Raw genomic sequence first — 26,736 nt, forward strand, 5'->3', positions numbered from 1 at the left:
ATGAAAGTGAAACCTATTTATATAGCTGCTTTAAGCATTCTTGCGCTCAATTCCTGCAAGGTGAAAGAACCAGAACAACAAGTAAACATGGCCGTAACCTACCCGGAAACTAAGAAAGTTGATACTCAAGATACGTATTTTGGCAATGTGGTTGCAGACCCGTACCGCTGGCTGGAAGATGACCGCAGCGCAGAAACTGGCGCCTGGGTAAAAGCCCAAAACAAGGTGACTCGCGATTACCTAGCAAAAATCCCATACCGCAAGCAAATAGAAGACCGCCTGACAGAGTTGTGGAACTATGAAAAAGTAAGCGCTCCCTTTATTGAGGGTGATTATGCCTATTACTATAAAAATGATGGTTTGCAAAATCAGTCCGTTATCTATAGGTATCAAAAAGAGGCTGATCCCTCGACGGCAACGGTTTTCCTAGATCCTAATTCGTTTGCGGCAGACGGTACGATATCACTAGGCGGAATGAGCTTTACAGAAGATGGGTCAAAACTTGCTTATGCAGTTTCAGAAGGTGGTAGCGACTGGCGCAAGATCATTGTGCTCGATTCAGAAACTAAACAAAAAATAGGCGACACGATCATCGACGTGAAATTCTCAGGAATGTCCTGGTATAAAAATGAAGGGATTTATTATTCTAGTTATGATAAGCCTAAGGGGAGCGAACTGAGCGCTATGACAGACCAGCATAAATTATATTATCATAAACTGGGAACGCCACAAAACTCTGACAAAGTGATTTTTGGCGCCACAGCAGACCAGAAATATCGATACATAGGCGGCGGAGTGACACAGGACCAGAACTTTTTAATCATATCTGCCAGTACTAGTACGAATGGCGGTAAATTGTTTATGAAACGCCTGAATCAACCGGATGCGCCCCTAGTTACCGTCCTCGATAACTTTGATACGAACAGCAATATCATTCACAATGAATGCGATAAACTGTGGATTGTAACTGACTACAACGCACCTAATAAAAAAGTTGTTACGACGGACTTTTCAAACCCCACGCCAGAGAACTGGAAAGATTTGATTCCAGAAACCGCAAGCGTGCTCTCCCCTTCTACTGGTGGTGGTTATATTTTTACAGAATATATGGTGGATGCCGTTTCCCAGATCAAGCAATACAATTATGATGGCACGTTAGTACGTGATGTGAAATTACCGGGTGTTGGGAACGTTGGTGGTTTTGGCGCTAAAGATGAAGACGAAACCTTGTATTACTCGTTTACAAACTATGTGACGCCGGGAAGCACCTATAAATACGATATAGAAAAAGGAACTTCAGAAGTGTACAATAAACCAGACGTGAAGTTTGATCCAGCAATGTATGAAAGCAAACAAGTTTTCTATAAATCAAAAGACGGTACTAAAATCCCAATGATTATTTCTTATAAAAAAGGAATGAAACAAGATGGAACAAACCCAACGATCCTTTATGGGTATGGTGGTTTCAATATATCGTTATATCCAGGATTCTCGGTTTCACGTGCTGCATGGATGGAAATGGGTGGTATTTATGCCGTTGCCAACTTGCGAGGTGGTGGAGAATATGGAACTAAATGGCATAATGCGGGAACTAAAATGGAGAAGCAAAATGTATTTGACGACTTCATCGCAGCCGCAGAATTCTTGAAAAAGGAAAAATATACCTCTACAGAAAAACTGGCCATTCAAGGTGGTTCCAATGGTGGTCTTTTAGTAGGCGCTACCATGACGCAACGTCCAGACCTTGCCGCCGTTGCGATCCCTCAAGTAGGCGTTCTTGATATGTTGAGATACAATAAATTTACTGCCGGTGCTGGATGGGCCTATGATTATGGAACTGCTGAGGATAACGTAGAAATGTTTGAATACCTAAAAGGTTATTCACCGCTCCATAATATCAAAAAGGGAACAAAATATCCTGCGACGCTTGTGACAACTGGAGATCACGACGATCGTGTGGTTCCTGCACATTCTTTTAAGTTTGCTGCAGAGTTGCAATCTAAGCAGTCCGGTAATAACCCAACGCTTATCCGCATTGAGACAGATGCTGGCCATGGCGCTGGAAAACCCACCAGCAAAACCATTGAGGAATTGACAGATATTTATGGATTTACTCTTTATAATATGGGATATAAATCTCTCCCTCTTTCAGATCAAAATACAAGAATGTAATTGGTTTTATCAAATAGTCACTGAACCGTCATCCTTACAGATGGCGGTTTTTTTATGTGTTCAAATCAAAGTTGATATCCCGTTTTACGACCGGCTATTTAGCTTTCGCAAAAGCCAATTCATACTAATTAGGTGGTAGATTTAATAAGATAGAATCAATAACTATTTGAATAACAATAGGCTGTAAAATATTTTCTTTCCATAAAGTGGCAAATTAATTTAGTTTTATATAATTTGTATAGACCTAAACCAGCGGTTATATGAACAAATTTTACCTCAGGAACTATGCAACTGGCTGCTTTTTGTTCTTATTAATTATTCCTTTTTTAGTTCAGGCACAGCAAGAGCTAGTAGAAACATACCGACAAAAAGCAAGAGTTAACAGCAGAAACACTGACTCTCTATTGCATTATGGGAATAAGTTAATGAGGCTAGATGACGCCACGAGCGCAACAGAAGGCAGTTTCATGAAAGCAAATGCCTATAGACAACTAAGATTACCAGACAGCGCATTGTATTACTATCAGAAGGCAGAGCAAACTATGCCTATGAATGATTCAGGTTTAAATGGGCGTATTTATCTAGGTTTGTCAAAATCATATTCGGCTACGGGAAAACCTAATAATGCTATCAGATATTCTACGCTTCAGGAAGAAATTGCCAGGAAAAACAGTGATAAGCGTTTATTAACCTCAGCATTATTTACTAAGGGTAAATCCTTAATTGATGTGGGTGATTATGAAGCAGGTATTAAATCGTTAGTTGAAACTGCAAGATTAGAACAAGATTTGATGCCTAATCAATTGCCTACCACCTATTACATGATAGGCTCTGCATACCGACACATGAATAGGCCTGAAATGGTCACGCGCTGGTTTCATAAAGCATTAAAAGCGGCTCGGGAAAATCCTAATCCCGTTTTTATGCACAGTGCCTTGCACAATTTGTCTTCACAACATGAAAAGGAAAAACAACTGGATAGCAGTAAATTTTATGCAAAACAGTTACTAGAGCTTCCTCATCAAGATCCAGCTAGAAAAGTAGCTGGTTATATGCTGATGTTGAGGATAGCCATAGCAGATGGGAATCTTGCAGAGTCCGAAAAGTATCTTGAAATGGCAAAGTCATTACCCTTACCAGACGGGTTGCGTGGCATTAAATTAGGGCTGCTATTACATGAGCAGAAGATCTTAAGAATGAAAGGCGATTATGGCAAGGCCGAAAAGATCTTAGATAGCATCACCTCTAATGAAATCGATAGAGAGTCTAGGGTGATGAATTATCCCGGATTATTAGAAAAAGCAGAATTATATAAAGAACAAGAAAAATTCAAAGAGGCTTATCTCGCCTTTACGGAATACACTACAATAAAGGATAGCCTAATTGAAAATAACGATCTCGCGCTTATCCAGCGCTCCGCAGACCAGTTTGATCTAGAAAATAAAGAAAAGGCAGTAGTAGAAGCTTTAGAAAAAAATGAATCTTCCCAAAAGACCATTATTATTTTAATATTAGTGGGGTTAGGCATCATCGTGACACTTTTTATTGTTTATCGCAGGTACCGCAAGAGTAAATCACATGCTGATGGCTTAGAGCAGCAAAATGCAGAAATTACTGCTTCTTTCCAAAAACTAAAAGATCAAGTGGCACAGAATAAAAAACCAGAAGTGCCCTTGAGTATTTTGATTAATTCAAAGCAAGTAATCAGACTTGACCAGCTGGAATATGTAAAAAGTGAAGGTCATTATCTGGACTATTTTGTCATCGACGAACAGCTTCCTATAACAGAAAGAAGCGCTTTAAAGGATCGTTTAACCGAATTAGAAACTAGTGGGTTCCTACAAGTCCATCGATCTTTTGTTATCAATATCGATAAGGTAAAGTCAATTCAGTCGGGATTAGTAGTCATGGAAACAGGAAGTCAAATACCGCTATCGCGTACTTATAAGCAAAGATTGCGTGAGGAACGGCACCCGCTCTTTGCTTAATTGGTTTTGAAACCAATAGGTTCATCTCTTTATCGATTTATAATTCCTACAAGGCCACCTCTTTAAAGTGTCATTCATGTTGCTTCTTATACATTTCACGACATAGCGTCGTTCTACTAAGGTTTCAAAGCAGATAGTTTTAATATTTGATAGTGCGGGAAAATAGTTCCAGCTCTTCCAATAGAATTAAAATGAAACAAATCTACAAGTCTGATTACCTCACGATTCATGATTTTGATAACATTCTAATCCAAGAATGGAGTTCAAAAACAATAAGCGTCGATCATTTTAAAAAAGAATTGAGTGCTTTTTTATGTCATTTTAAAAAAATAAAGCCTGCCGGGGTTTTATGGTTACAAGAGAATTTTTCCCTGTCTATTCCCGTAGATCTCCATCAATGGATCGAGAAAAATATTTTAGAACCACAATACAAGTGTGGGTTACGTAAACTGGCATTCACAATTCCCGCAGACCAAAACGCCCATAGATCCATGATCGATTCATTTAATGGTGTGAGCTCTGTGATGCATCCCAGATATTTCATCAGTAAGGAAAAGGCGCTAAATTTCTTGACAGAAAGCGCTACCCGTCCTGAAAGTAAGGAGGTTTATTATGAGATTTCTAGATCTTTAGATATGACTCAGATCACGTTGCAGGTAGATCACAGGCACTTGCCACATGCTATTAGGCACTTAGACCGATTGAAGTCTCAGTTTCATTTCCGCATGAAAAATACGGACGATTTTGCGCAGCTCACCTTGCGAGAATTGGAGATTTTTAAAGCAATCTGTTCTGGTGCGGTGAATCGCGTTATTGCAGATCAATTGTTTCTCTCAGAATCTACCGTGGCGACTCATAGAAAATCCATCGTTAAAAAGTTAGGGATTAAGACCAGTAAAGACTGGCATCAATTCGGTCAGGCCTTTCTCTAAACAAGTCCTAAAAATCCTTTTGCGCAGTACCTTTGTAAAATGTTACAGCTAGATGGTATTAATTTCGCTTTCGCGAAAGCGGAAACTCTCACAAACATTTCCTTTCAACTAGATCAAGGGTCTCACGCAGCCATCATGGGCGAGAGCGGCTGTGGAAAAAGCACCTTGCTTAACGTGATTTATGGCCTTCTACAAGCGCAAAAAGGAACCGTTGCATGGAATGGTGACGAGTTGCTGGGCGCAGATCATCACCTAATTCCAGGTCATCCCATGATGAAATATGTGCCACAGGAATTTAATTTGATGCCGTTTACAACAGTAACAGAAAATGTGGGCGAGCATCTTTCCATACAAATCGAGCACCGACTGGACCGAATTATGGAATTATTAGAAATCGTGGAAATGCAGGATTTTGCAGATCGCAAAGTAAAAACATTGTCGGGCGGTCAGAAACAACGTGTCGCCATTGCCAAAGCATTAGCTCAAGAACCTCAACTTTTACTGCTGGACGAGCCATTCTCACACGTGGATAATTTCCGTAAAAACAGTTTACGCAGGCGCTTATTCCATTATCTCAAAATGCAAAATATAAGCTGTCTTATGGCCACCCACGATAGTGGCGACGTACTTTCCTTTACCGATGAGACTATCGTGGTGCAAGCTGGTAAAATCATCGATCACAGAGAAACTAAAACACTTTTTCAAGATCCACAGACTCCATATATAGCGTCGCTTTTTGATGATGTCAATGAAATTCCGGCGAGCTGGTTTGATACTAAAAAAGACTTGTTGTTATACCCCTATCAGATGGGAATTTTAAATTCTGGGTTGGAAGCTGTAGTTATTAATTCTTATTTCAAGGGTGATCATTTCTTGATTTCCTGTGGTTGTAAAAAGAAAAACATTTTGATCAAATCAGCAACGGATGTAAAAGCTGGAAAGCGTATTTATGTTAATTTAGTTTAAGTCATTGTTGGTAGTGTCGACATATTTTGAGTATTTGGACTTTTATTTAGATCAATTTTGCTATAATATTTGAATCCTCATCCCTATTACTTTTACAGAAACAACCTCTCGCCTTTTAAACTGACCTTTCAGCAACTCTAGTAACGCATAGACATGTCATGCCAGTGAAAGATTTATGAACGGTCACAAAACATTGCTAACAGATTTCCAGCGTCACTGTATTGAAGCCAACACGCGTCAAAATCACTTCACGATAAACAGTAATTACTAGAATAGAGTTCTTGAAAATAGTCTTTTTCATTCTAATAATAAAGCGCCGTTCTTAAACTATAAGATTTAGCAACTAGATAGCCCCAAAACAAAACGCCCACTGCAAAGCAGTGGGTGTTTTCTTATATAATTTCAAAAGCTTATTAATCCTCTTCCAAAGGTTTCATTTTAAATGTGTCCATAAAGGCAGTGGTGTATTCTCCAGCAACATAAGCTGGCTCATCCATCAACTGTCTGTGGAATGGAATGGTCGTTTTCACTCCTTCAATCACAAACTCATCCAGCGCGCGCTTCATCTTATCAATCGCTTCCTGACGCGTGCGTGCAGTCGTGATCAACTTAGCAATCATGCTGTCATAATTAGGAGGAATAGAATATCCTGCATAAACATGAGTATCTAGACGCACACCATGACCTCCCGGTGCATGTAATGTCGTTATTTTACCCGGTGAAGGTCTAAAGTTATGGTAAGGATCCTCCGCATTGATACGGCATTCAATAGAATGCAGTGATGGCTCATAGTTCTTACCAGAAATTTTAATGCCACTGGCAACTAAAATTTGCTCACGTATCAAGTCAAAATCAATGACTTGCTCCGTTATCGGGTGTTCTACTTGGATACGGGTATTCATTTCCATAAAGTAGAATTTGCGGTGTTTATCCACAAGAAACTCAACAGTTCCTGCTCCTTCATAGGCAATGTATTCTGCTGCACGAACGGCAGCTTCACCCATTTCTTTGCGTAACTTTTTTGTCATGAAAGGTGATGGCACTTCCTCCGTCAATTTCTGGTGACGGCGTTGAATACTACAATCGCGCTCACTTAAATGACAGGCTGTTCCATAGCTATCGCCTACCACTTGAATTTCAATGTGACGTGGCTCTTCAATGAGTTTTTCCATGTACATATCGTCATTGCCAAATGCGGCTTTACTCTCTTGACGTGCACTATCCCAAGCGTCCTTCAATTTATCTGCAGACCAAACAGCACGCATTCCCTTACCACCACCACCGGCAGTAGCTTTGAGCATTACTGGATAACCTGTTTCTAAAGCAACTTTCTTACAGTCTTCAAAATCTTCAATAATTCCTTCTGATCCTGGAACGCAAGGAACTCCAGCTTCTCTCATAGTAGCTTTTGCAGTTGCCTTATCTCCCATTTTGGAGATCATCTCTGCACTTGCACCTATGAATTTAATCTTATGCTCGTCACAGATTCTAGAAAAGTCGGCGTTTTCTGAGAGAAATCCATAACCCGGATGGATCGCATCTGCATTGGTAATTTCTGCGGCACTTATGATGTTTGACATCTTTAAGTAGGACAGGTTGCTGGGCGGTGGGCCTATGCAAACTGCCTCGTCTGCAAACTTAACGTGGAGGCTATCTGCGTCTGCAGTAGAATATACGGCAACGGTTTTGATACCCATTTCCTTACAGGTACGAATTACTCTAAGAGCAATCTCGCCACGGTTTGCGATTAATATCTTTTTAAACATGATGTTTCTTTTAGTGGATGTTTTGTTGGGTAAATTCAGTTTCATGCTGCAATGAATGGCGCAAAAAACTTCTTTTAAATTCGCTTTCGCGAAAGCGAACTAACCTCAACTTTAACTACTTCAATCCTTTTATTAAGAAGGGTCTACTAAAAATAGCGGCTGGTCAAACTCAACAGGCGAAGAATCGTCGATCAAGATTTTAACTACAGTTCCAGAAACCTCACTCTCAATCTCGTTGAAGAGTTTCATCGCCTCAATGATACAAAGCGTATCGCCTACTTTAATGCTATCGCCCACCTCTGCAAAATTAGGCTTGTCAGGTGATGGTTTTCTGTAAAATGTTCCAATAATGGGGGACTTTACAGTAATATACTTGTCTTCACTTGCGCTAGCTGCAGGCGCTGCAGTGGCTTGTAAAGATGTGTCTTGGGCTGCTTGAGGCGCTGCTGCTTGCTGCTGCATTTGAGGTGCGGCCTGCATGGGTTGTTGCAAATAGGTAACATTAGGTTCGTCTGAGCCTGTTTTGATTGTGATCTTGAAATCATCCATTTCTAGCTTCACCTCGCTCGCGCCAGATTTTGCTACAAATTTGATCAGATTCTGTATTTCCTTGATTTCCATAAGGTAAGTTATTAAATGTGTTAACTGTTATAAGCCCATTTCAACAAGATGGATCCCCACGTAAACCCGCCACCGAATGCAGCAAACACGAGATTGTCTCCTTGTTTTAATTGGCTTTCATAATCATTAATGCACAACGGTAATGTTGCGCTGGTCGTGTTTCCATACTTGTGGATGTTGACCATTACTTTTTCACTAGGTAATTCTACTCGCTTTGCAGTAGCATCTATGATTCTTTTATTTGCCTGATGTGGCACAAGCCAGTCAATATCTTCATTTGACATGTGATTGCGCTTGACAATTTGTTCCGCAACATCTGCCATATTATTTACAGCATGTTTAAAAACACTCTTTCCATCTTGAGAGACATAATGCTGACCATTTTCTACTGTTTCATGAGAGGTAGGCAATAGAGAACCTCCTGCTTCAATTCTCAGAAAAGCACGGCCACCTCCATCTGATCGCATGATTTCATCTTGCAATCCATATCCCTCAAAATTAGGTTCAAAAAGAACCGCCCCAGCACCATCTCCAAAGATTATGCAAGTAGCGCGGTCTGTATAATCTATTATGCTGGACATTTTATCTGCTCCTATCAGTAGAATCTTTTTATAGCGGCCGGATTCAATATATGCTGCAGCGGTACTCATCCCATAAAGAAAACCAGAGCATGCGGCCATCATATCGTAAGAAAAGGCGTTAGTAGCACCTATTTGAGTAGCTACATAAGCTGATGTGGATGCAACTGGTTGATCTGGAGTTATGGTGGCTACTATAACGAGATCAATTTCTAGAGGATCAACTCCAGATTTTGCTATCAAGTCTTCAGCTGCTTTAATAGCAAGAAAGGAGGTACCTTTATCTGGATCCTTTAATATACGACGTTCTTGAATACCAGTGCGCGAGAGAATCCACTCATCGTTTGTATCCACCATGGTTTCCAGGATGGAATTAGTGAGCTTATATTCGGGAACGTATGCACCTACGGCAGTTATCGCCGCTTTCATGTCAGTCATACCTTTTTTAAATCTAGATAAATTACTACAGCCTTGAAAGCTAACAAAAAACAACAAAAAATGACACGTTTTGTTTGAAAACGTGTCATTTTTTATCAATTATTATAGAAAACTAGCCAATTAGATAGTTAAAAAGAGACTATTGAGTTATGCCTCTGCTACTTCGGTCTTGTCAATCAAGACATTACCGCGATAGTATAATTTACCTTCATGCCAGTGTGCTCTGTGATACAAGTGAGCTTCACCTGTAGTGGAGTCTGTAGCAATTTGAGGAACAGTTGCTTTATAATGTGTTCTTCTTTTATCTCTTCTTGTTTTCGAGATTTTTCTCTTAGGATGCGCCATGGCTATTTATTATTATCCGTTTTTAAATTCTTTAATGCTTCCCATCTGGGATCCATTTCTATGTCATCTTCAGCTTCAGAGGAATCTGAAGGTTTCAATTCTTCTAATTTATCTAGAACGTCAGACTTTAATGTACCGTCTTCTATTCCAGGATGAACTTTTTTATAAGGTATGGATAGAACGATTAATTCATAAAGGTATTGCGCGACATTAACCTGGTAATCTCCATGAGGTAAGATCAACAGATCTTCATTCTCATCATTAAATTCATCACCAAATTTAACTACAATATCCATTGCTGCATCAACAGACATGTCAAAGGTCTCATCAGTAACATCACAATTGACATTTACTGAACCCGAACCTTTAAACACTAGATCCATCAAAGTAGATCTTTTGTCCAGTTCCACATCGACAACTACTGCTGCCGAATTAAAATCTTCGTATCCAAAACTTTCAAAAAACTCATTATCAAGCTCAAATTCGAAATCATGTTTGCCGTCTTTTAATCCAGCAAAGGCTATGTTGAAGGCCTTGAGTTTCATAATCTTCTCTTTTCAAAGAGTCGGCAAAGATAATAAAAGTTATTAAAAACCTATTGTTAATACTCTCTACGTTTTCTAGATTGAGATTTCAACTGGTTTACGGTCAACTTATCATACAATTTACGGTTGCGATGGATTGCAGCAGCTGTATGAATTGCAGCAATCATTGAGCTAGCATTTGCCTCGTTCTTTCCAGCAATATCAAAGCCTGTCCCGTGGTCTGGGCTGGTTCTAATATGACTAAGACCAGCCGTAAAATTCACTCCAGAACCAAAGCTAATGGTTTTAAAAGGAATGAGTCCCTGGTCGTGATAGCTAGCTAAAATGGCATCAAAATTTTTATAATTAGCGCTTCCAAAAAAAGCATCTGCCGCATAAGGACCAAAAATCATGTTTCCATCTTCGCGCAATTCTTCCAATGCCGGTATTAATTTGTCCTGATCATCTGTTCCAATAACCCCATTATCTCCCACGTGAGGATTGATTCCCAATACTGCAATTTTAGGTCTTGTAATTCCAAAATCTTTTTTGAGCGATTCCTTTATGGTTCCTATCTTAGTCTTAATTAGCTTATCTGTAATATTCATTGAAACCTCACTGATGGGAAGATGATCCGTTAACAAACCAACTCTAAGGGTTTCAGAAATCATAAACATAAGACTCTCCCCTTCTAGTTCTTGATTTAAATAATCAGTGTGTCCTGGAAATTTAAATCCCTCTGACTGGATGGACTCCTTATTTATAGGAGCAGTCACTAAAACATCTACCAATCCTTCTTTTAAAGCAGTTACTGCCGCTTTTAAACTTGTAATAGCAACATCACCCGCTGACTTACTAACTTTTCCCCACTCCACAACATAATCTTCTTTGAGTAAACGCATGACGTTAATCTTTCCAGGGATTACATCTTCTAATGATTTGATGCCGTGAATCTTTGCAGTTAGATTGAGTTCCTTTAAATAAAATGAGAATAATCGAGCGCTACCAAATATCACTGGAGTATACATCTCGAGCATAGCAGGGTCTTCAAAAGCTTTCAAAATCACTTCTCCACCTATACCATTGGGGTCACCTATACTTATTCCTACTCTAATGTTCTTTTGCTTTGCCATAAGATGCGCGCTTTTTCGCAGTATTTTTGAAAGTCTAAAAATAACAGTTTTCCCACACTTATGTTTACAGGAATCATAGAGTCTACCGCGACAATCGTAAATCTTCAAAAAGATAAATCAAATCTTCAAATCACTTTTGAAAACAAACTTGCAACCGAGTTCAAAATCGATCAAAGTGTGAGCCATAACGGAGTCTGTCTTACCGTGGTAGCAATCAATGGTATGGAATACAAAGTGACGGCCATACAAGAAACACTGGATAAGACGAGTTTGAGTGAATGGCAAGTAGGGGATTTGGTAAATCTAGAACGTGCGATGAAGTTGGATGCCCGGCTGGATGGCCACATTGTTCAAGGTCATGTAGACCAAATTGCTACCTGCACAGATGTTTTAGAAAAAAATGGTTCTTGGGTATTTACATTCGAATATGATAGAACCCCACAAAATGTTACTATTGAGAAGGGCAGCATCTGCATAAATGGTGTAAGTCTTACAGTTGTGGATTCTAAGAAAAGCTCATTTTCTGTTGCTATTATTCCATATACCTATAAGCATACAAATTTTAACAAATATCAGAAAGGGACAATAGTGAACTTAGAATTTGATGTAATTGGTAAATACGTAAAGCGCTTGTTGAATCTTTAGTTAGCGATCCTTGATGATTTCCAAATCTTATAAAAGTGATACCCCGCTATTATTACTGCTGCAATAATTAAAACCCATATTACATCATCAATCGGAACTGACAGCCCTGGTCCTGGAGTTAATGCTTTAGGAACCGGTGGCGGAGGATTTTTAGACCCATCCGATACCAGAAGCATTATGACAAAATAAGAGATTTGATGTAACATTAGGGGATGTCGATGTTCAAAAATAAGCTGTTCTTATTGTTTATACGAATATTTGAACGTATTGGTTTATAAAATCGATGGTTTGCGTTGCTTGTCGATATTTTTAACGATTGTTATCATAACTTTATAAACAATGAGATACTAAAACCACAGTTTTACAATCCTTAAATATATTAAAACGCAAAAAGCCCTGAAATCTTACGATTTCAGGGCTTATTTTTTTAAATTCAACTAGACTTACATCTTAGATGCTAAAATCAATGCGTTGTACAAATTAACCATTTTTCCAGAGGTAGTAATATCCATGAATGGCTTTTTAGATTGATCTCCTAGAACTACATCAATACTTGTAGTCAGTCCACTATTCATGATAATAGTTTTAGTTTGGGCAGCTGTTAAATTTGGAAATTGAGATCTAATTACGGCTGCAACACCCGCAACTGCTGGAGAAGCCATACTCGTACCACCCGCGTTTCTATACGTATTTAGCGGCGCTGTTGAATACACTGCAACTCCTGGAGCAAATACATCTACAGATGATTTTCCATAGTTGGAGAATCCCGCAACCATATTAGGACCATAAGCAGGTGCAAGCGCTCCTACAGTTATGAAGTTATCTGAGATATCAGCATTGCTTCCTAATTGATCTTGTGGATAAACCTGAGTAAAATCTGTATCAATAGATTCATTTCCTGCGGCGTTCACAATTAATACATCTTTACTAGCTGCATATTTGATCGCATCCCATACCCATTCCGGATTTGGGGAGTGATACTTACCAAAGCTCGCGTTAATTACTTTAGCTCCGTTGTCAGCAGCGTAGCGAATTGCTTTTGCGATGTCCTTATCATATTCATCAGCTTGAGAAACCGCTCGCAATACCATAATTTGTGCATTGTTTGCAACACCGTTAACTCCTAGACCGTTATCACGCTCTGCAGCTACGATACCAGCAACGTGCGTACCATGGAATGCATCAGCTTTTTCTGGATCTGGACCAGTATATTCATTATTTCCATATACTGGAGTATCAAAAACATACGGGTCATCGCCTAGCAAGTCTTTTCTGTAGTTGGTTTTCAGTTTGGCACCATTCATAAGGCTGATAGCATCATCTATCAACTTCGTCAACTCTTCTCTTGCCTGGTCTGCAGATTCAAGTCCTTGATTCATGAAGAATACCATCACACCAGCAGCTTGCTGCACTTCTTCAGATTCTGATTTTTTAGCACCTTCTAAATCTTCTTTAGAATAGTCTTTCTTACCAGTTGCTTTTACAAGAACAGCATCTGCTTGATTCACTTGCTGTAATATTTGCTCGTATTGCATTTTTGTTTGAGAGGCCTCTTCTACTTTCTCATCATATTCCTTTTGAGCCTTTGCCACGATATCAGCAGGAAGTTTGTCCTTATCGCGTACAATTCTCTCATACTCTAGGTTCTCATCTACGATATCTCCTAAAAAGTTCCATCCATGAATATCATCTATATATCCATTTTTGTCGTCATCAATTCCATTTCCTGCAATTTCACCTGGATTTGTCCAGATGACACCGTCAAGATCTTCATGATCTATATCTACACCTGAATCTATAATGGCAACAATCACTGGCGAACCTTTGCGGATTGTTTTCTTTCCATTAACCGTTGTAGTCAATAATTCTGAATAGGCTCTGTCTACTGACATTCCCGGAATCGTATCGTTTACAAGGTCATAATCCTTCCAGTTCTTTGCCTGAACATCTGTAAGCGCAGAAACTTTTAATGGTTGTTGATCAATATTCTCAATGGGTGGAGAAACAATATTTAGTTGGCTGCCTCCACAACTGGCGAGGAGTCCTGCCGCTGCTACGCTTAAAAAGCTATATTTAAAAAAGGTATTCATATAATTAAAGGATTTAAGTTTCTAATTAAAAATCTGATTGAAAGTGAAAGTCTTATCATGCCTTACACCTTTGTCTGTATGTTTTACAGTAATTATTTCATGGTTGGGATCATGCTCTAGGATCAAGTAATATCCATTCGTTGCTGCTTTATCAAGGAACTTCTCCTTTTCATCCAGCGTTAATAATGGTCTAGTGTCATAGCCCATAACATAAGGCAATGGCACGTGACCGGCAGTAGGAAGCAAGTCTGCCATGTAAACGAAAGTCTTTCCATTCATGCTGAAATGTGGTATCATCATTTTTTCGGTGTGACCATTGACGAAGAGAATATCAAAATCCATTTCATTTGCCTTATGATAATCAGCTTTTTGATCGATAAAATTAAGCTGACCACTTTCCTTAATGGGCTGGATATTTTCTGATAAAAAACTTGCTTTCTCTCTATCGTTAGGATCTGTTGCCCAGTTCCAATGGTTTGAATTTGAAAAGAATTTCGCTTTCGCGAAAGCGGGCTCAAAATAATCTCCCCTACTACTTTTCTGGATTACACCCCCACAATGATCAAAATGTAAATGCGTCAAAAAAACATCTGTAATATCATCACGTGAAAATCCTAGCTTTTTGAGAGAGCTGTCCAGATCGTATTTATGATCCATATAATAATAACCGAAGAATTTCTCTGACTGCTTCTTCCCCATTCCAGAATCGATTAGGGTCAATCGATCGCCGTTTTCCACTAAAAGGCAGCGTGCTGCCATATCAATCATATTATTAGAATCTGCGGGATTTGTACGTTGCCACAAACTTTTAGGTACAACGCCAAACATGGCGCCACCATCCAACTTAAAATTTCCAGCTTCTACAGGGTGAATTTTCATAGGTCTCGCAAAATACAAAATCGGCTAGATTGTCGTTTGCTGTTCTTGTAATATTATGAGTTGTTTAATATTCTAAAGGTTATAAAGCATACTTGTACCATAAATATCTAGTCCAGAAAGCACAGGTTCATCTTTACACTGCATTCTTCCAGGCCATAAGGTTGATCTTTCTCTATTTTTAAAAACTTGATGGTTTACGTCAAATTTATCCAGACTGGTAGTTCCTTAAGAAAAAACGTAATCCTAGGTTATAGCGAGCTTTTATATTACGTCTTGATATACTCATTTACGCCTATCATTAATAGGTATGGCAAATCATTACAGCCTAAGATCGATGAATTTTATGGTTTCCACAATACTCGCATCAAATATGCCTGGCGAAACTTTCAACTAATAGTCTATAATACTCTTTTCAAAAAATTAATAATTTGTTCCTCTGATTTTTTGGGTGTTTACAATAGTACCTAACATTATGATGAAACATTAAGAGCAAGAAAACTGTCATAAAAATGTTTTTGAGAATACAAAATCATGAAGTGCGTCGATAAATTGAAATACTCTGAATTGGGTAATTTTTTAATTTACATCAAACATAAGTTCTGTTCTTTATTTCATTATCTAACGACACATTCCTAAAAGATTATCTAGAAGGTAAACGGGTGAACAACCTATTTCAGTTATGTCGAGACGTGCCAAGACTGCTACTCCTTAAAAACAAATTTTAAGATGTCAATTATTAACAATCTGTATAATTTATTTATATTTTCAAACTTCCAGCTCTTCTGAGATTACAACCGTTTATCCAATAGTGTTGATAGGGTGCGAGTTTACACGCTTTCGCGAAAGCGAACTCTTTAAATTTCTTATAAAAAAGGTTGTATTTTCACAGCTTATAAAAAATTTATGGTAGAATTAGCTGGAATTATAATCTTAGGAATACTTGCGCAATGGGTGGCATGGCGCTTTAAGCTTCCCGCTATTTTACCACTTATAATAATAGGCTTATTAGTAGGACCGCTAGCGACTCTTTACACGGAAGATGCCACTAAATTAATCCAACCTATATATGATGGGGAAAAAGGTCTTTTTCCTGGAGAGAGTCTGTTTTACTTTGTCTCGCTAGCCATAAGCATCATTCTTTTTGAGGGAGGATTAACTCTTAAAAGAGAAGAAATTTTAAATACGGGTCCCGTAATTGGTAAGCTAATTTCTGTTGCAGTAATTATCACATTTGTAGGTGGCGGCATAGCAGCACATTATATTTTTGACTTTTCCTGGGAAATATCACTGCTTTTTTCAGCCATGATTATTGTGACTGGACCTACGGTTATCACTCCTATTTTAAGAAATATACCGCTTAAAAAAGATGTTAGCTCCATTCTTAAATGGGAAGGAATTTTAATTGATCCTATAGGTGCTCTTTTTGCGGTTTTAGTGTTTGAATTTATAAGCGCAAATGCTGGTGGTGAATTTACGATTGTTGCCCTAGAAGAGTTCGGTAAAATCGTGTTGTTCGGGTTTTCCTTTGGTTTCTCCTTTGCTCATGCTTTGGCATTTTTGATCAAGAGAAAAATCATTCCTCATTACCTCCTCAATGTATTTACGCTGGCTGCCGTTTTAGGCGTTTTTGTATTAAGTGAAGCATTTGCTCATGAATCTGGACTTCTCGCAGTCGTTGTGATGGGAATGGTTATGGGTAATATGAGCTTACCTAATCTTAAAGAATTACTTTACTTCAAAGAATCGTTAAGTGTACTCCTAATTTCTATCCTCTTTATATTATTATCTGCAAACATCAACATGGAAGATCTTTATTTGATCTATTCCTGGAAAACTGCAGCATTATTTGCGATCGTTGTTCTGATATTACGACCATTAGGAGTGTTTGCAAGTACAAAGGGAAGTGGCTTAAAGCTCAATGAGAAATTATTTATTTCATGGGTAGGGCCACGAGGGATTGTGGCTGCAGGTATTGCGTCGCTCTTTGGGACTAAACTAGCAAATCAAGGTGTTCCTGGAGCAGAATATATAACACCCCTAGTATTTATGATCGTACTGGGAACCGTACTTCTTAATGCAACTACCGCTCGGTTGTTTGCTAAACTCGTGGGTGTATTCCTTAAACAGTCTGAAGGAATTATGATCGTGGGAGCTTCTAAATTCTCAAGACTTATTGCGCAATACCTTAAGGAACACGGTCGCAGTGTTGTATTGATTGACACTAACAACAACAACATAAGGATCGCAAAAGAGCAAGGCCTAGACGCAAAAGTGGCTGATATCTATAGCGATTCTCTTACCGACGATATAGAATATAATAACGTAGGCTATTTGCTCGCGATGACTGGCAACTCTCAAATTAATGATTTTGCGATCGAACGTTTTGGTAAATTATATGGTGAAAATGGAGCTTTCAGAATTGTTCATTCTACAGAAGTAAGCAATCCAAATGAAAATCCAGGTTCTGGCCTTTTCTCGTCGACAGATGATTATGTAAACCTGATGGAAGTCGCTCGTCATTATGGAGAAATTCATGAAATACAACTTAGCTCTATAGAGCATTTTAAAGGATTGATAGAAATCACTAAAACTGACTCTGACATTGTTCCATTATTCACCCGCCATGGAAAAATAGTAGACTTAATTCCTTCCATGTCGCAAGATGTGGAAGTAGATATTTTAGAAGATGAAGAAGTATTTCTTGTCTACATGGGAAAAAGGATTGTGGAACAAGCTAGCGGTGAAGTGACGATGGAAGAAGCCGGGTAAGTGGTAGCTTATTCCACCCCATCGATGAATGAGGGAATCAAAAATTAGAAATCTGATTTAGAAGTTATAAGTGAATCTTAATTTTAAAGATTTATAATATTCTAGGCATGAGGCATGAGGCATGAGGCATGAGGCATGAGGCATGAGGCATGAGGCAAAATTAATTTTTCTGAAAACGGCACCTAATTAACAGTGAAAAATTCAGCGATCAAGTAGCTTTAATGTTGTGAGCTGTGCGCTGTGAGCAAAAAATCAAGTCCAAAAAGAATTCCCGATAATGTCAAAAACACACCACCTTTCGTTTCGGGATTTGCTATTTACAGATTCTTATCCATGAAAAACAACAATCGGCAATTAATTGCTGAATGGTATCAGAAACTAATTGCCGATTGAGATTTGTTTTATTGAAGTTTAAAAGTTTGCGACTTCTCCGCTTAGTCATTCAACTTTAAAACTGCCATAAACGCCTCTTGTGGGATTTCTACATTTCCTACCTGACGCATGCGTTTCTTTCCTTTTTTCTGCTTTTCCAGAAGTTTACGTTTACGGGAAATATCTCCACCATAACATTTTGCGGTAACATCTTTACGTAAAGCCTTGATCGTTTCCCTAGAAATAATCTTAGCACCGATCGCTGCCTGCACGGGAATATCAAACTGCTGGCGCGGGATCAACTCTCTCAACTTCTCCACCATTTTCTTACCTATATTGTAGGCATTGTCTGCATGAATAAGCGCACTCAAGGCATCCACCGTTTGTGCATTTAAAAGAATATCCACTCGAACCAATTTAGACACCCGCAAACCAATAGGCGCATAATCAAAAGAGGCATATCCTTTAGAAACGGTTTTGAGTCGGTCGTAGAAATCAAAAACAATCTCTGCCAGTGGCATGTCAAAAGTCAATTCAACCCGTTCTGTGGTTAGGTAAGTTTGATTAGTTACGATTCCGCGTTTTTCAATACATAAAGACATCACGTTTCCAACGAAATCAGATTTTGTAATAATCGTAGCTTTGATATATGGCTCCTCTACTCTATTGAGCGTTGATGGCTCTGGAAGATCTGTTGGATTGTTGACGATGATCACGTCATTAGGATTCTTGTTAGTAAACGCGTGGTAGGAAACATTGGGAACTGTAGTGATAACAGTCATGTCAAATTCACGTTCCAATCGCTCTTGGATAATTTCTAGGTGCAACATTCCTAAGAATCCGCATCTAAAACCGAAGCCTAACGCCGCACTACTTTCTGCCTGGAAGACCAGTGATGCATCATTCAGCTGGAGTTTTTCCATACTCGATCTCAAGTCTTCATAATCTTCTGTATCCACGGGATAAATTCCCGCAAAAACCATCGGTTTCACGTCCTCAAATCCTCCTATGGGGTTTGTAGTTGGGTTTTCATGATCAGTGATCGTGTCTCCTACCTTAACTTCTTTGGCTTCTTTAATACCTGTTATTAGATAACCTACATCGCCCGCTTTAATTTCTTGTTTGGGAACCTGGTTTAACTTCAAGGTTCCTATTTCGTCTGCATAATAGCTTTCACCAGTTGCAACAAATTTAATACGCTGACCTTTCTTGATAGAGCCGTTAATAACTCTAAAAATAGTCTCCACTCCGCGGAACTGGTTGTACTGAGAGTCAAATACCAAAGCCTGCAACGGTTCATCCACATTTCCTTTAGGTGGTGGAACGCGTGCAATGATGGCATCCAGAATTTCCTGGATTCCCTGACCGGTTTTTGCACTGGCAGGAATTACCTCACTAGGATCACAACCTAAAAGATCCACGATATCGTCCGTAACCTCTTCAATATTAGCAGATGGTAAATCCACTTTATTCAAAACTGGAATGATTTCTAGATCATTTTCTAACGCTAGATAAAGGTTTGAAATCGTCTGTGCCTGAATGCTTTGAGCCGCATCAACTATAAGTAGGGCACCCTCACAGGCCGCAATGGAACGAGAAACCTCGTAAGAGAAATCAACGTGTCCGGGAGTATCAATCAGGTTCAGGATATATTTCTCGCCATCAGGCGCCGTATAATCCATTTGTATAGCGTGTGATTTGATGGTGATCCCGCGCTCGCGTTCCAGGTCCATGGTATCCAGCAACTGCGCCTTAGACTCGCGTTTAGTCACCGTTTGGGTAGCGTCCAGCAAACGATCTGCCAGCGTGCTTTTCCCGTGGTCAATGTGAGCGATAATACAAAAGTTACGTATGTTTTTCATAGAAATTTAATCGGTTACAAATATAATCTAAATCCGCGCGGGTGATTAAGTAGCAAGCTTTCGTTATTTTTAGCCTCAACTTAATTTGTCGTATGAGAATTTTTACATTACTGTTCCTGCTTTTTTCCTTTAGTATGTATTCGCAAAAAACGATTCAAGGAACAGTTACTGACGACGGCAAGCAACCTTTGGCCTATGCCACAGCCCTACTTTTTAAAATGCCAGACAGTACATTTTACAAAGGCACCACCACAGATGAAAAAGGCAGTTTCAAAATGACCGGCGTAGACGCTGGAATCTATACTCTTGCTATAAGTTCTGTGGGATATGTTACGCTTTCGCGAAAGCTGACTCTCGACAATTCCATAACACTAAACGAACTACAATTATCAACCGCCACTGAATCGCTGGAAGGAATTACCGTAACAGCACGGCGTCCCACCATTGAAAAGCGTCCCGACCGTTTGATCTTTAATGTGGAAAATAGTTCGCTAAGTACTGGAAACACGGCAGATATTCTCAAGAAGACTCCTGGCGTTTTTGAAATGAACGGCAGTTATATGGTGCAGAATTCTCCCGCCGTGATCTATATCAACGATAAACGGGTCTACATCACAGCAGATGAACTAAATGCGCTGTTGACCGGTTATAGCGCAGACAACATCAAAAGTGTTGAGGTAATTACAAACCCGTCTGCAAACTATGATGCAGAGGGCGCTGCAGTTATCAACATCAACACCAGCAAGGGTATATCGCTGGGTTACAAAGGATCCATCAATGGCAGTTATTCCATCGATGAACTGGCGAAGTACCAGATAGGAACTTCCCAGTTTTACAAGAACGACTGGATCAATATTTATGCAAACTATAATTACAACCCGCGCAGGGATTTGAAGCTGGACGAGGCTCAAGTGGGTTTTTTCAACCCAGATGGCACGCGCAAATCCCGTTGGTTTACAGATTTTGAAAAAACAACCAAAAGCGCCGCCCATAATTTGAATACAGTGATTGATTTTACGTTAAATGACAGCAATTCTATAAGTGTTTCTGGAAATTATTCTGCTAACAATAATCAGGATGTGCGTACTGATGTCCAAACGTTAATTTTACCCAATGGTGCTACCAACTCTAATGGATTCAATACAAATTCAGACCTGGGAATTGACCGGACCACAGGATTTGTAAATGGTCAGTATCAACATACGTTCAATGAAGGATCTGGTAAATTATCACTGGAAGGAAACTACATCTTTACAGATCGCGACAAGACCCAGGATTTATCAAGTATCTTTTTTGACACCGCTGGCATTACTACAGGAACTAATAGTTTTTTTACAGATGCCATTCAGAATATTGATATCTACGTGGGCAAACTGGATTATGAAAACACACTGGGAAATTATATTGTAAAAACAGGTGCCAAATTCTCTGATGTTTCCTCCACCAGCTCGCTGGACTTTTTTGACACCGATTCTGGAACCAGAGATTTCAACACCGCACTTTCTGATGAATTTTTATACGATGAAAACATCTATGCCGCTTACCTTCAGCTGGATCGCGATTGGGATAAATGGGCCATCGCCGCAGGCCTGCGCGCAGAACAAACTGATGTAGAAGGCGACAGCCGTTCTTTAGGCCAGGTCAACACCCAAAATTATTTTGAGTTATTCCCAAACATTGCAGTCACAAACCAAGTCAATGACAACAACTCACTAACATTAAGCTACAGAAGATCTATTGATAGGCCACGTTACGAGAGCTTGAATCCGTTTTCTTATTTTATTAATGATAATAATGTAAACACGGGAAATCCAAATTTACAGCCTGCTTTCACTAACAAAATCAACCTCAACTGGAACATAAAGAACCAGTATTTCTTTGACGCTTATTACACGAGAACGGATAATGCGCTGGCGGTTTTACCATTTCAAAATAACCAGACTAACTTCGTGAATTCTCAAAATTTCAACATGGATTATGAGCTTCAATACAGTCTGGATTTTATGACAATACAAAATCTAGGCGGTACCATTTTTACGCAGATTCAATCCAGCCTTTTTTACATGGAGAACGAATTCACCGCGATACAATCTGGTGGTGTGAAACAAAAAAATGATGTAACCGGATTTTTGCTAACTACGTTCAACCGAATTCCCTTGTCAAAGGATCAAACATTTAGTCTTGATGTGCAAATGAGTTATCTCACCAATATTCTATTTGGCTCCTATGAATTTAAAAACCAGTTTGAATCAAGCATAGGGTTTTACAAAAGCATTTGGAACAATCGGGCCATCATTACACTCAATTATAACGATATATTCTTGAGCCAGAATCAGCCTTTAAAATCACGTTATCTCAATCAGGATAACGAATATTTAGCATTACCAGAAACAAACACTATTGAATTAGGTTTTACCTACAAGTTCGGAAACTTTAGGTTGCGTAACAATGAGGTAGCTGCTCCAGAAGATCAAAAACGTACAGAATCTAAAGGTGTTGGATTTTAAGATTGAGTAGATTGAAATAGTAAAAGCCAGTGTGAATGAATACAAAAAACCTAAAACCGATAACCGTTCAAACCACCATTAAATCAGGAATTGAAAAGGTGTGGAATTTCTGGATAAAACCGGAACATATTGTCAATTGGAATTTTGCCACCGATGAATGGCGCTGTCCAAAAGCTGAAAATGACATGATTCCCAACGGAAAATTCTCTTGGAGAATGGAAGCCAAAGACGGCAGCATGGGGTTTGATTTTGCAGGAGTCTATGAGAAAGTAGTACCAAAAGAATTGATTACGTATCGATTGCCCGACGGCAGGTTAGTGTCCATTGACTTTGAGGAAAACGAAGATGAAGTAACCATTCGAGAAACCTTTGATGCCGAAGGAACCAATACCGACGAACAACAACGCGCGGGTTGGCAGGCGATTTTGGAGAATTTTAAAAAGTATGTAGAGGTAGATAAATAGACTCCAAAAATCTAAGCACATCATTTGTCAATCGTTTGTTACCAGTTTGAAGTACGTTAATACCCAACCTCAGTTCCTGTTAAACTCGGTTATTTCTTAGCGCCACGCGTTTTTTGGTCAAACCTGATTTAACCATATCTTTGTCCCATGGTTAAAATTGCCGACATAGAACTACCCGATTTCCCGTTGTTGCTTGCACCTATGGAAGATGTAAGCGATCCACCTTTCCGTACGCTGTGTAAGGAAAATGGCGCTGACGTCGTTTTTACGGAGTTTATTTCCAGTGAGGGCTTGATTCGTGATGCGGCAAAAAGCAGGATGAAACTTGACATTTATGAAACCGAGCGTCCTGTCGGGATCCAGATTTTTGGGGCCAATATGGAATCCATGTTACAATCTGTAGAGATTGTTGAACGCACTAAACCAGATATTATCGATATCAACTTCGGTTGTCCAGTGAAGAAAGTGGTTTCTAAAGGAGCTGGCGCTGGGATTTTAAAAGACATTGACCTCATGGTTCAGCTTTCTGCAGCCATGGTCAAGCATACCCATCTACCGATTACTGTAAAAACTAGATTAGGTTGGGATCATGATTCCATTAAGATTGTAGAAGTGGCAGAGCGGTTGCAAGATGTAGGCATTAAAGCTATTAGCATCCACGGTCGCACGCGAGCACAGATGTATAAAGGTGATGCCGACTGGAAACCTATCGCAGATGTGAAAAATAACCCACGTATGCATATTCCTGTTTTTGGTAACGGTGACGTGAATACTCCAGAGAAAGCGGTAGAAATGCGCGACAAATATGGACTCGACGGCGCAATGATAGGCCGTGCAAGCATCGGTTATCCGTGGTTTTTTAGAGAAGTGAAACACTTTTTTAAAACAGGTGAACATTTAGCACCACCCACAATGCAAGAACGTGTGGAAGTTGCCAGACGCCATCTTGAAATGGCAATTGCCTGGAAAGGAGAAAAATTGGGCGTTTTTGAAACCCGTAGACATTATACCAATTATTTCAAAGGAATTCCAGACTTTAAGGAGCATCGCATGAAAATGGTAACTAGCGACGATAGCGCCGCTGTATTTGCTGCTTTTGAAGAAGTCTTAGAAAATTTTGCTGATTACAGCTTTGCCTGAGAAAGCAATCTGTCGTTGATCCTGCGACTTCCTATATAACTAGCAATAATTCCCAATACCACAATGGTAGAAAGTGCAATCAGCACATTGAGCCAGTCCATCGCAAACGGATAAGGAATTCCCGGCGCGATATAAACCCAATTAAAAGTCATCTGTCCATAGACAAAAGCCATTCCTATCAACAATCCTAAGATGCCGCCTGAAATGGTCATTAAAGATCCTTGAAGGAAGAATATCCTGCGCAGTTGGCCGACTTCGGCACCTAGATCGAGTAAAGTTTTGAGATTTTTCTTCTTGTCAAGAATCATCATAATAATGGATCCCACGACATTGAATAATGCAATAATCAGTACCAAAGTGAATATCAAGTACACCGCTAGATTTTCAGAATTGAGCATTTTATAGAGTGCACCATTCAATTGCAATTTGTTCTTGATCTCAATATCCACGTCAAACAAAGCCTCGATTTCTTTGCGTACGTCATCTTCCATATTGGGATCTGTAAGCTTTATTTCTAGTGCAGACGCCGTAGTGTCACTATAATTGAGCAAGGTTCTGGCAGCGCTCAATCGCATGAATATATATTTGTTATCTAACTCTTCATTGACTGAGAACATTCCGGTAGCAATAGCATCTAACGTACTAAACGAGCGGCTCAAGTTCATAACATTGATCGCATTAGTTCCAGGTCTGGGAACCATTATTTGCATGAAGGCACTGTAATCATTTACAGATATAGATAAATCATCAGCTATTCCTGCGCCTATAATTACTTGTGGATCATTATCTGTCAACCAGCTGCCGTAAATCAGGATCGAGTCCGGCTCAATGATCTGATCATAATTTTCTGGAACTCCTTTAATGTAAGCGATATCATTTTTTTCAGAATAGCTCAAGAATGCCTTTTCTTCTATAACCTCAGAAACTACGGCAATTCCAGTAATGTTCTCGAGAGCCCGCTTTCGCGAAAGCGGAATTTCCAGCGTTTTACCCTGCACGGCAGTTACTTGCAAATCGGGATCAAAATAACCGGTAAATCCGGTGCTGAATTCTTTCAAACCACTGAATCCGGAAAGCACGATAAATAGTGCCGCGGTTCCCACGATGGTGATGATAAAACTGAGGATATTGATGATGTTAATGGCGTTCTTGCCATTTTTTGAGACCAGATACCGTCGCGCTATGTAAAACGAAAAGTTCACTCTAGGACTTCTTGCGTCTAGGTAAAATGTCTGGGTTCTCGATAGGATTGTTATGCCCTTTCAACTCTTTGTCAATCTGATCCATGTATTCCAGACTGTCATCATTAAAAAACTGAAGCTCTGGCATGCGACGGAACTGGTGACGGACTTTGGCAGCCACATCGTATCGCAACTCACTGGTCATTTCTACAATCTCTTCAACTACAGTAGTCGCTTTGTCTGGTGGAAAAACCGACACATAAACTTTAGCATACCCTAAATCTGGTGTCACAGTAACTCTAGTGACAGAAACAATCAAATTTTTCACGGCGTTTTCACGCATTTTATCTTGTAAAACCTGAGAAATATCCCCTTGAAGGATCCCAGCAATTTTTTTCTGACGTTGACTTTCTTCCATCTTACAAAGGTAACTCAAGAAATGATATTATGATGATAATATGGGCGTTACCTCGGCTTAAGCCTCGGTCGGGCTATCTGCTGCAATCTTTTTCTTTCTACCGCCTAAAAGCGGCAACTAGAAAAGGATTTACGCTACTATCCCTAACGCAAAGAGATCAAATACATTTTTTCATTTCATCAATTTTTTAGTCTTCAGCCGTCTAAGAGTTACCCTAGGCAATGCATCATTAGTGAGTTCCTAATGTTGTAAAACAGTATTTTTACACAAAATCAGAATCATGCTGGGAAAAATAGAGCATCTGGGAATTGCTGTAAAAGATTTAGAAGCAGCAAACGCCGTTTATGAAAAATTACTGGGAACTGCAGCCTATAAACAGGAAGCGGTAGAAAGCGAAAGCGTTACTACCAGTTTTTTTAAAGCGGGCGACAATAAAATCGAGTTGCTTGCCGCTACAGATCCAGGAAGTGCGATCGCAAAATTTATTGAGAAGCGAGGTGAAGGCATTCATCATGTCGCATTTGCCGTAGAGAACATCGTGGCAGAAATGAAACGACTGGAACAAGAAGGATTTACTATATTAAATAAAGAACCCAAACGTGGTGCTGATAATAAGCTTGTTGCGTTTGTACATCCCAAGGGAACAAATGGCGTATTGGTAGAGTTATGTCAGGAAATCAAATAATAGTTTGGTTAAACCCGCATATAGTTTAAATTTGCAGACTTTTTAATCAGTACTATCAAGCTTTGATAGTTTTGGGGCCTATAACTCAGCTGGTTAGAGTATCTGACTCATAATCAGAAAGTCCCTGGTTCGAGCCCAGGTGGGCCCACTCAAAGACCTTAGTTAATTCTAAGGTCTTTTTTATTTCCTGAATTCTAATTACGATCGCAATCTCAATACTCATCTGGACTAGAAGCTTGTGCCGCAATTGATGCGGTAAGC

At 39.4% G+C, this 26,736-nt stretch carries 21 protein-coding genes and 1 tRNA gene; 11 read left to right on the forward strand and 11 right to left on the reverse strand.

Going from position 1 to position 26,736, the window contains the following annotated elements; all coding sequences use genetic code 11:
• From IQ282_RS09140 to IQ282_RS09155, 4 genes are all read left to right on the forward strand, one after another.
• Positions 1 to 2,172, forward strand: a complete 2,172-nt coding sequence (locus IQ282_RS09140; protein ID WP_194851557.1) for a prolyl oligopeptidase family serine peptidase — start codon at positions 1 to 3, stop codon at positions 2,170 to 2,172.
• 260 nt (positions 2,173 to 2,432) lie between these two features.
• The gene (locus IQ282_RS09145; RefSeq protein WP_194851558.1) at positions 2,433 to 4,160 is read left to right on the forward strand and encodes a LytTR family transcriptional regulator DNA-binding domain-containing protein; all 1,728 of its coding nucleotides are present in this window, start codon (positions 2,433 to 2,435) and stop codon (positions 4,158 to 4,160) included.
• A gap of 191 nt (positions 4,161 to 4,351) precedes the next feature.
• Complete coding sequence (locus IQ282_RS09150; protein WP_194851559.1) at positions 4,352 to 5,092, forward strand: LuxR C-terminal-related transcriptional regulator; 741 nt, start codon at positions 4,352 to 4,354, stop codon at positions 5,090 to 5,092.
• Between the two features lie 39 nt (positions 5,093 to 5,131).
• Entirely contained in the window at positions 5,132 to 6,058 is a 927-nt protein-coding gene (locus IQ282_RS09155; RefSeq protein ID WP_194851560.1) for an ABC transporter ATP-binding protein, read from the forward strand.
• A gap of 413 nt (positions 6,059 to 6,471) precedes the next feature.
• Here IQ282_RS09155 and accC read toward each other — a convergent pair whose 3' ends face one another.
• The 6 genes from accC to pdxA form a co-directional block, all read right to left on the reverse strand.
• Entirely contained in the window at positions 6,472 to 7,824 is a 1,353-nt protein-coding gene (gene accC, locus IQ282_RS09160) for an acetyl-CoA carboxylase biotin carboxylase subunit (RefSeq protein WP_194851561.1), read from the reverse strand.
• Positions 7,825 to 7,956: 132 nt separating this feature from the next.
• Positions 7,957 to 8,445: an acetyl-CoA carboxylase biotin carboxyl carrier protein gene (accB, locus tag IQ282_RS09165; protein ID WP_194851562.1), complete on the reverse strand. Its 489-nt coding sequence runs from the start codon at positions 8,443 to 8,445 to the stop codon at positions 7,957 to 7,959.
• Positions 8,446 to 8,465: 20 nt separating this feature from the next.
• On the reverse strand, positions 8,466 to 9,461 hold the full coding sequence (locus IQ282_RS09170) for a beta-ketoacyl-ACP synthase III (RefSeq protein WP_194851563.1): 996 nt from the start codon (positions 9,459 to 9,461) through the stop codon (positions 8,466 to 8,468).
• A 147-nt stretch (positions 9,462 to 9,608) separates the two neighbouring features.
• Positions 9,609 to 9,806, reverse strand: a complete 198-nt coding sequence (rpmF, locus tag IQ282_RS09175) for a 50S ribosomal protein L32 (protein WP_041495498.1) — start codon at positions 9,804 to 9,806, stop codon at positions 9,609 to 9,611.
• A gap of 2 nt (positions 9,807 to 9,808) precedes the next feature.
• Positions 9,809 to 10,351 carry a YceD family protein gene (locus IQ282_RS09180; RefSeq protein WP_194851564.1) on the reverse strand — a complete coding sequence of 181 codons (543 nt, stop codon included), beginning with the start codon at positions 10,349 to 10,351 and terminating at the stop codon, positions 9,809 to 9,811.
• Between the two features lie 56 nt (positions 10,352 to 10,407).
• Complete coding sequence (pdxA, locus tag IQ282_RS09185) at positions 10,408 to 11,463, reverse strand: 4-hydroxythreonine-4-phosphate dehydrogenase PdxA (RefSeq protein ID WP_194851565.1); 1,056 nt, start codon at positions 11,461 to 11,463, stop codon at positions 10,408 to 10,410.
• A 60-nt stretch (positions 11,464 to 11,523) separates the two neighbouring features.
• Between pdxA and IQ282_RS09190 the strand changes: the two genes are divergently transcribed.
• Entirely contained in the window at positions 11,524 to 12,108 is a 585-nt protein-coding gene (locus IQ282_RS09190) for a riboflavin synthase (RefSeq protein ID WP_194851566.1), read from the forward strand.
• A gap of 443 nt (positions 12,109 to 12,551) precedes the next feature.
• On the opposite strand, the gene IQ282_RS09195 is transcribed toward IQ282_RS09190, so the two are convergent.
• Entirely contained in the window at positions 12,552 to 14,198 is a 1,647-nt protein-coding gene (locus IQ282_RS09195) for a S8 family peptidase (protein WP_194851567.1), read from the reverse strand.
• Between the two features lie 21 nt (positions 14,199 to 14,219).
• Positions 14,220 to 15,077, reverse strand: coding sequence for an MBL fold metallo-hydrolase (locus IQ282_RS09200; RefSeq protein WP_194851568.1), 858 nt, complete (start codon positions 15,075 to 15,077; stop codon positions 14,220 to 14,222).
• A gap of 903 nt (positions 15,078 to 15,980) precedes the next feature.
• On the opposite strand from IQ282_RS09200, the gene IQ282_RS09205 reads away from it, so the two are divergent.
• Positions 15,981 to 17,846, forward strand: a complete 1,866-nt coding sequence (locus tag IQ282_RS09205; protein ID WP_194851569.1) for a cation:proton antiporter — start codon at positions 15,981 to 15,983, stop codon at positions 17,844 to 17,846.
• Between the two features lie 434 nt (positions 17,847 to 18,280).
• Here the strand turns inward: IQ282_RS09205 and lepA are convergent, their stop codons facing one another.
• A complete protein-coding gene (lepA, locus tag IQ282_RS09210; RefSeq protein WP_194851570.1) occupies positions 18,281 to 20,080 on the reverse strand; it encodes a translation elongation factor 4 in 1,800 nt (599 codons plus the stop codon).
• 92 nt (positions 20,081 to 20,172) lie between these two features.
• Between lepA and IQ282_RS09215 the strand changes: the two genes are divergently transcribed.
• The 3 genes from IQ282_RS09215 (at position 20,173) to dusB (ending at position 24,191) form a co-directional block, all read left to right on the forward strand.
• Positions 20,173 to 22,587, forward strand: a complete 2,415-nt coding sequence (locus IQ282_RS09215; protein ID WP_194851571.1) for a TonB-dependent receptor domain-containing protein — start codon at positions 20,173 to 20,175, stop codon at positions 22,585 to 22,587.
• A 35-nt stretch (positions 22,588 to 22,622) separates the two neighbouring features.
• Positions 22,623 to 23,051: an SRPBCC family protein gene (locus IQ282_RS09220; RefSeq protein ID WP_194851572.1), complete on the forward strand. Its 429-nt coding sequence runs from the start codon at positions 22,623 to 22,625 to the stop codon at positions 23,049 to 23,051.
• Between the two features lie 147 nt (positions 23,052 to 23,198).
• Positions 23,199 to 24,191: a tRNA dihydrouridine synthase DusB gene (gene dusB, locus IQ282_RS09225; RefSeq protein WP_194851573.1), complete on the forward strand. Its 993-nt coding sequence runs from the start codon at positions 23,199 to 23,201 to the stop codon at positions 24,189 to 24,191.
• On the opposite strand, the gene IQ282_RS09230 is transcribed toward dusB, so the two are convergent.
• Positions 24,176 to 25,393 (reverse strand): ABC transporter permease, encoded by a 1,218-nt coding sequence (locus tag IQ282_RS09230; protein ID WP_194851574.1) that lies wholly within the window; start codon positions 25,391 to 25,393, stop codon positions 24,176 to 24,178. The genes dusB and IQ282_RS09230 overlap by 16 nt on opposite strands.
• Before the next feature lies 1 nt (position 25,394).
• Complete coding sequence (gene rbfA / locus IQ282_RS09235; RefSeq protein WP_194851575.1) at positions 25,395 to 25,790, reverse strand: 30S ribosome-binding factor RbfA; 396 nt, start codon at positions 25,788 to 25,790, stop codon at positions 25,395 to 25,397.
• 283 nt (positions 25,791 to 26,073) lie between these two features.
• Between rbfA and mce the strand changes: the two genes are divergently transcribed.
• Together mce and IQ282_RS09245 are read left to right on the forward strand one after the other, a co-directional pair.
• Positions 26,074 to 26,475, forward strand: coding sequence for a methylmalonyl-CoA epimerase (gene mce, locus IQ282_RS09240; RefSeq protein WP_228547304.1), 402 nt, complete (start codon positions 26,074 to 26,076; stop codon positions 26,473 to 26,475).
• Positions 26,476 to 26,549: 74 nt separating this feature from the next.
• A tRNA-Ile gene (locus IQ282_RS09245) sits at positions 26,550 to 26,623 on the forward strand.
• Positions 26,624 to 26,736 lie beyond the last annotated feature (113 nt).

Source organism: Nonlabens antarcticus, assembly GCF_015356755.1.
Lineage (GTDB): Bacteria > Bacteroidota > Bacteroidia > Flavobacteriales > Flavobacteriaceae > Nonlabens > Nonlabens antarcticus.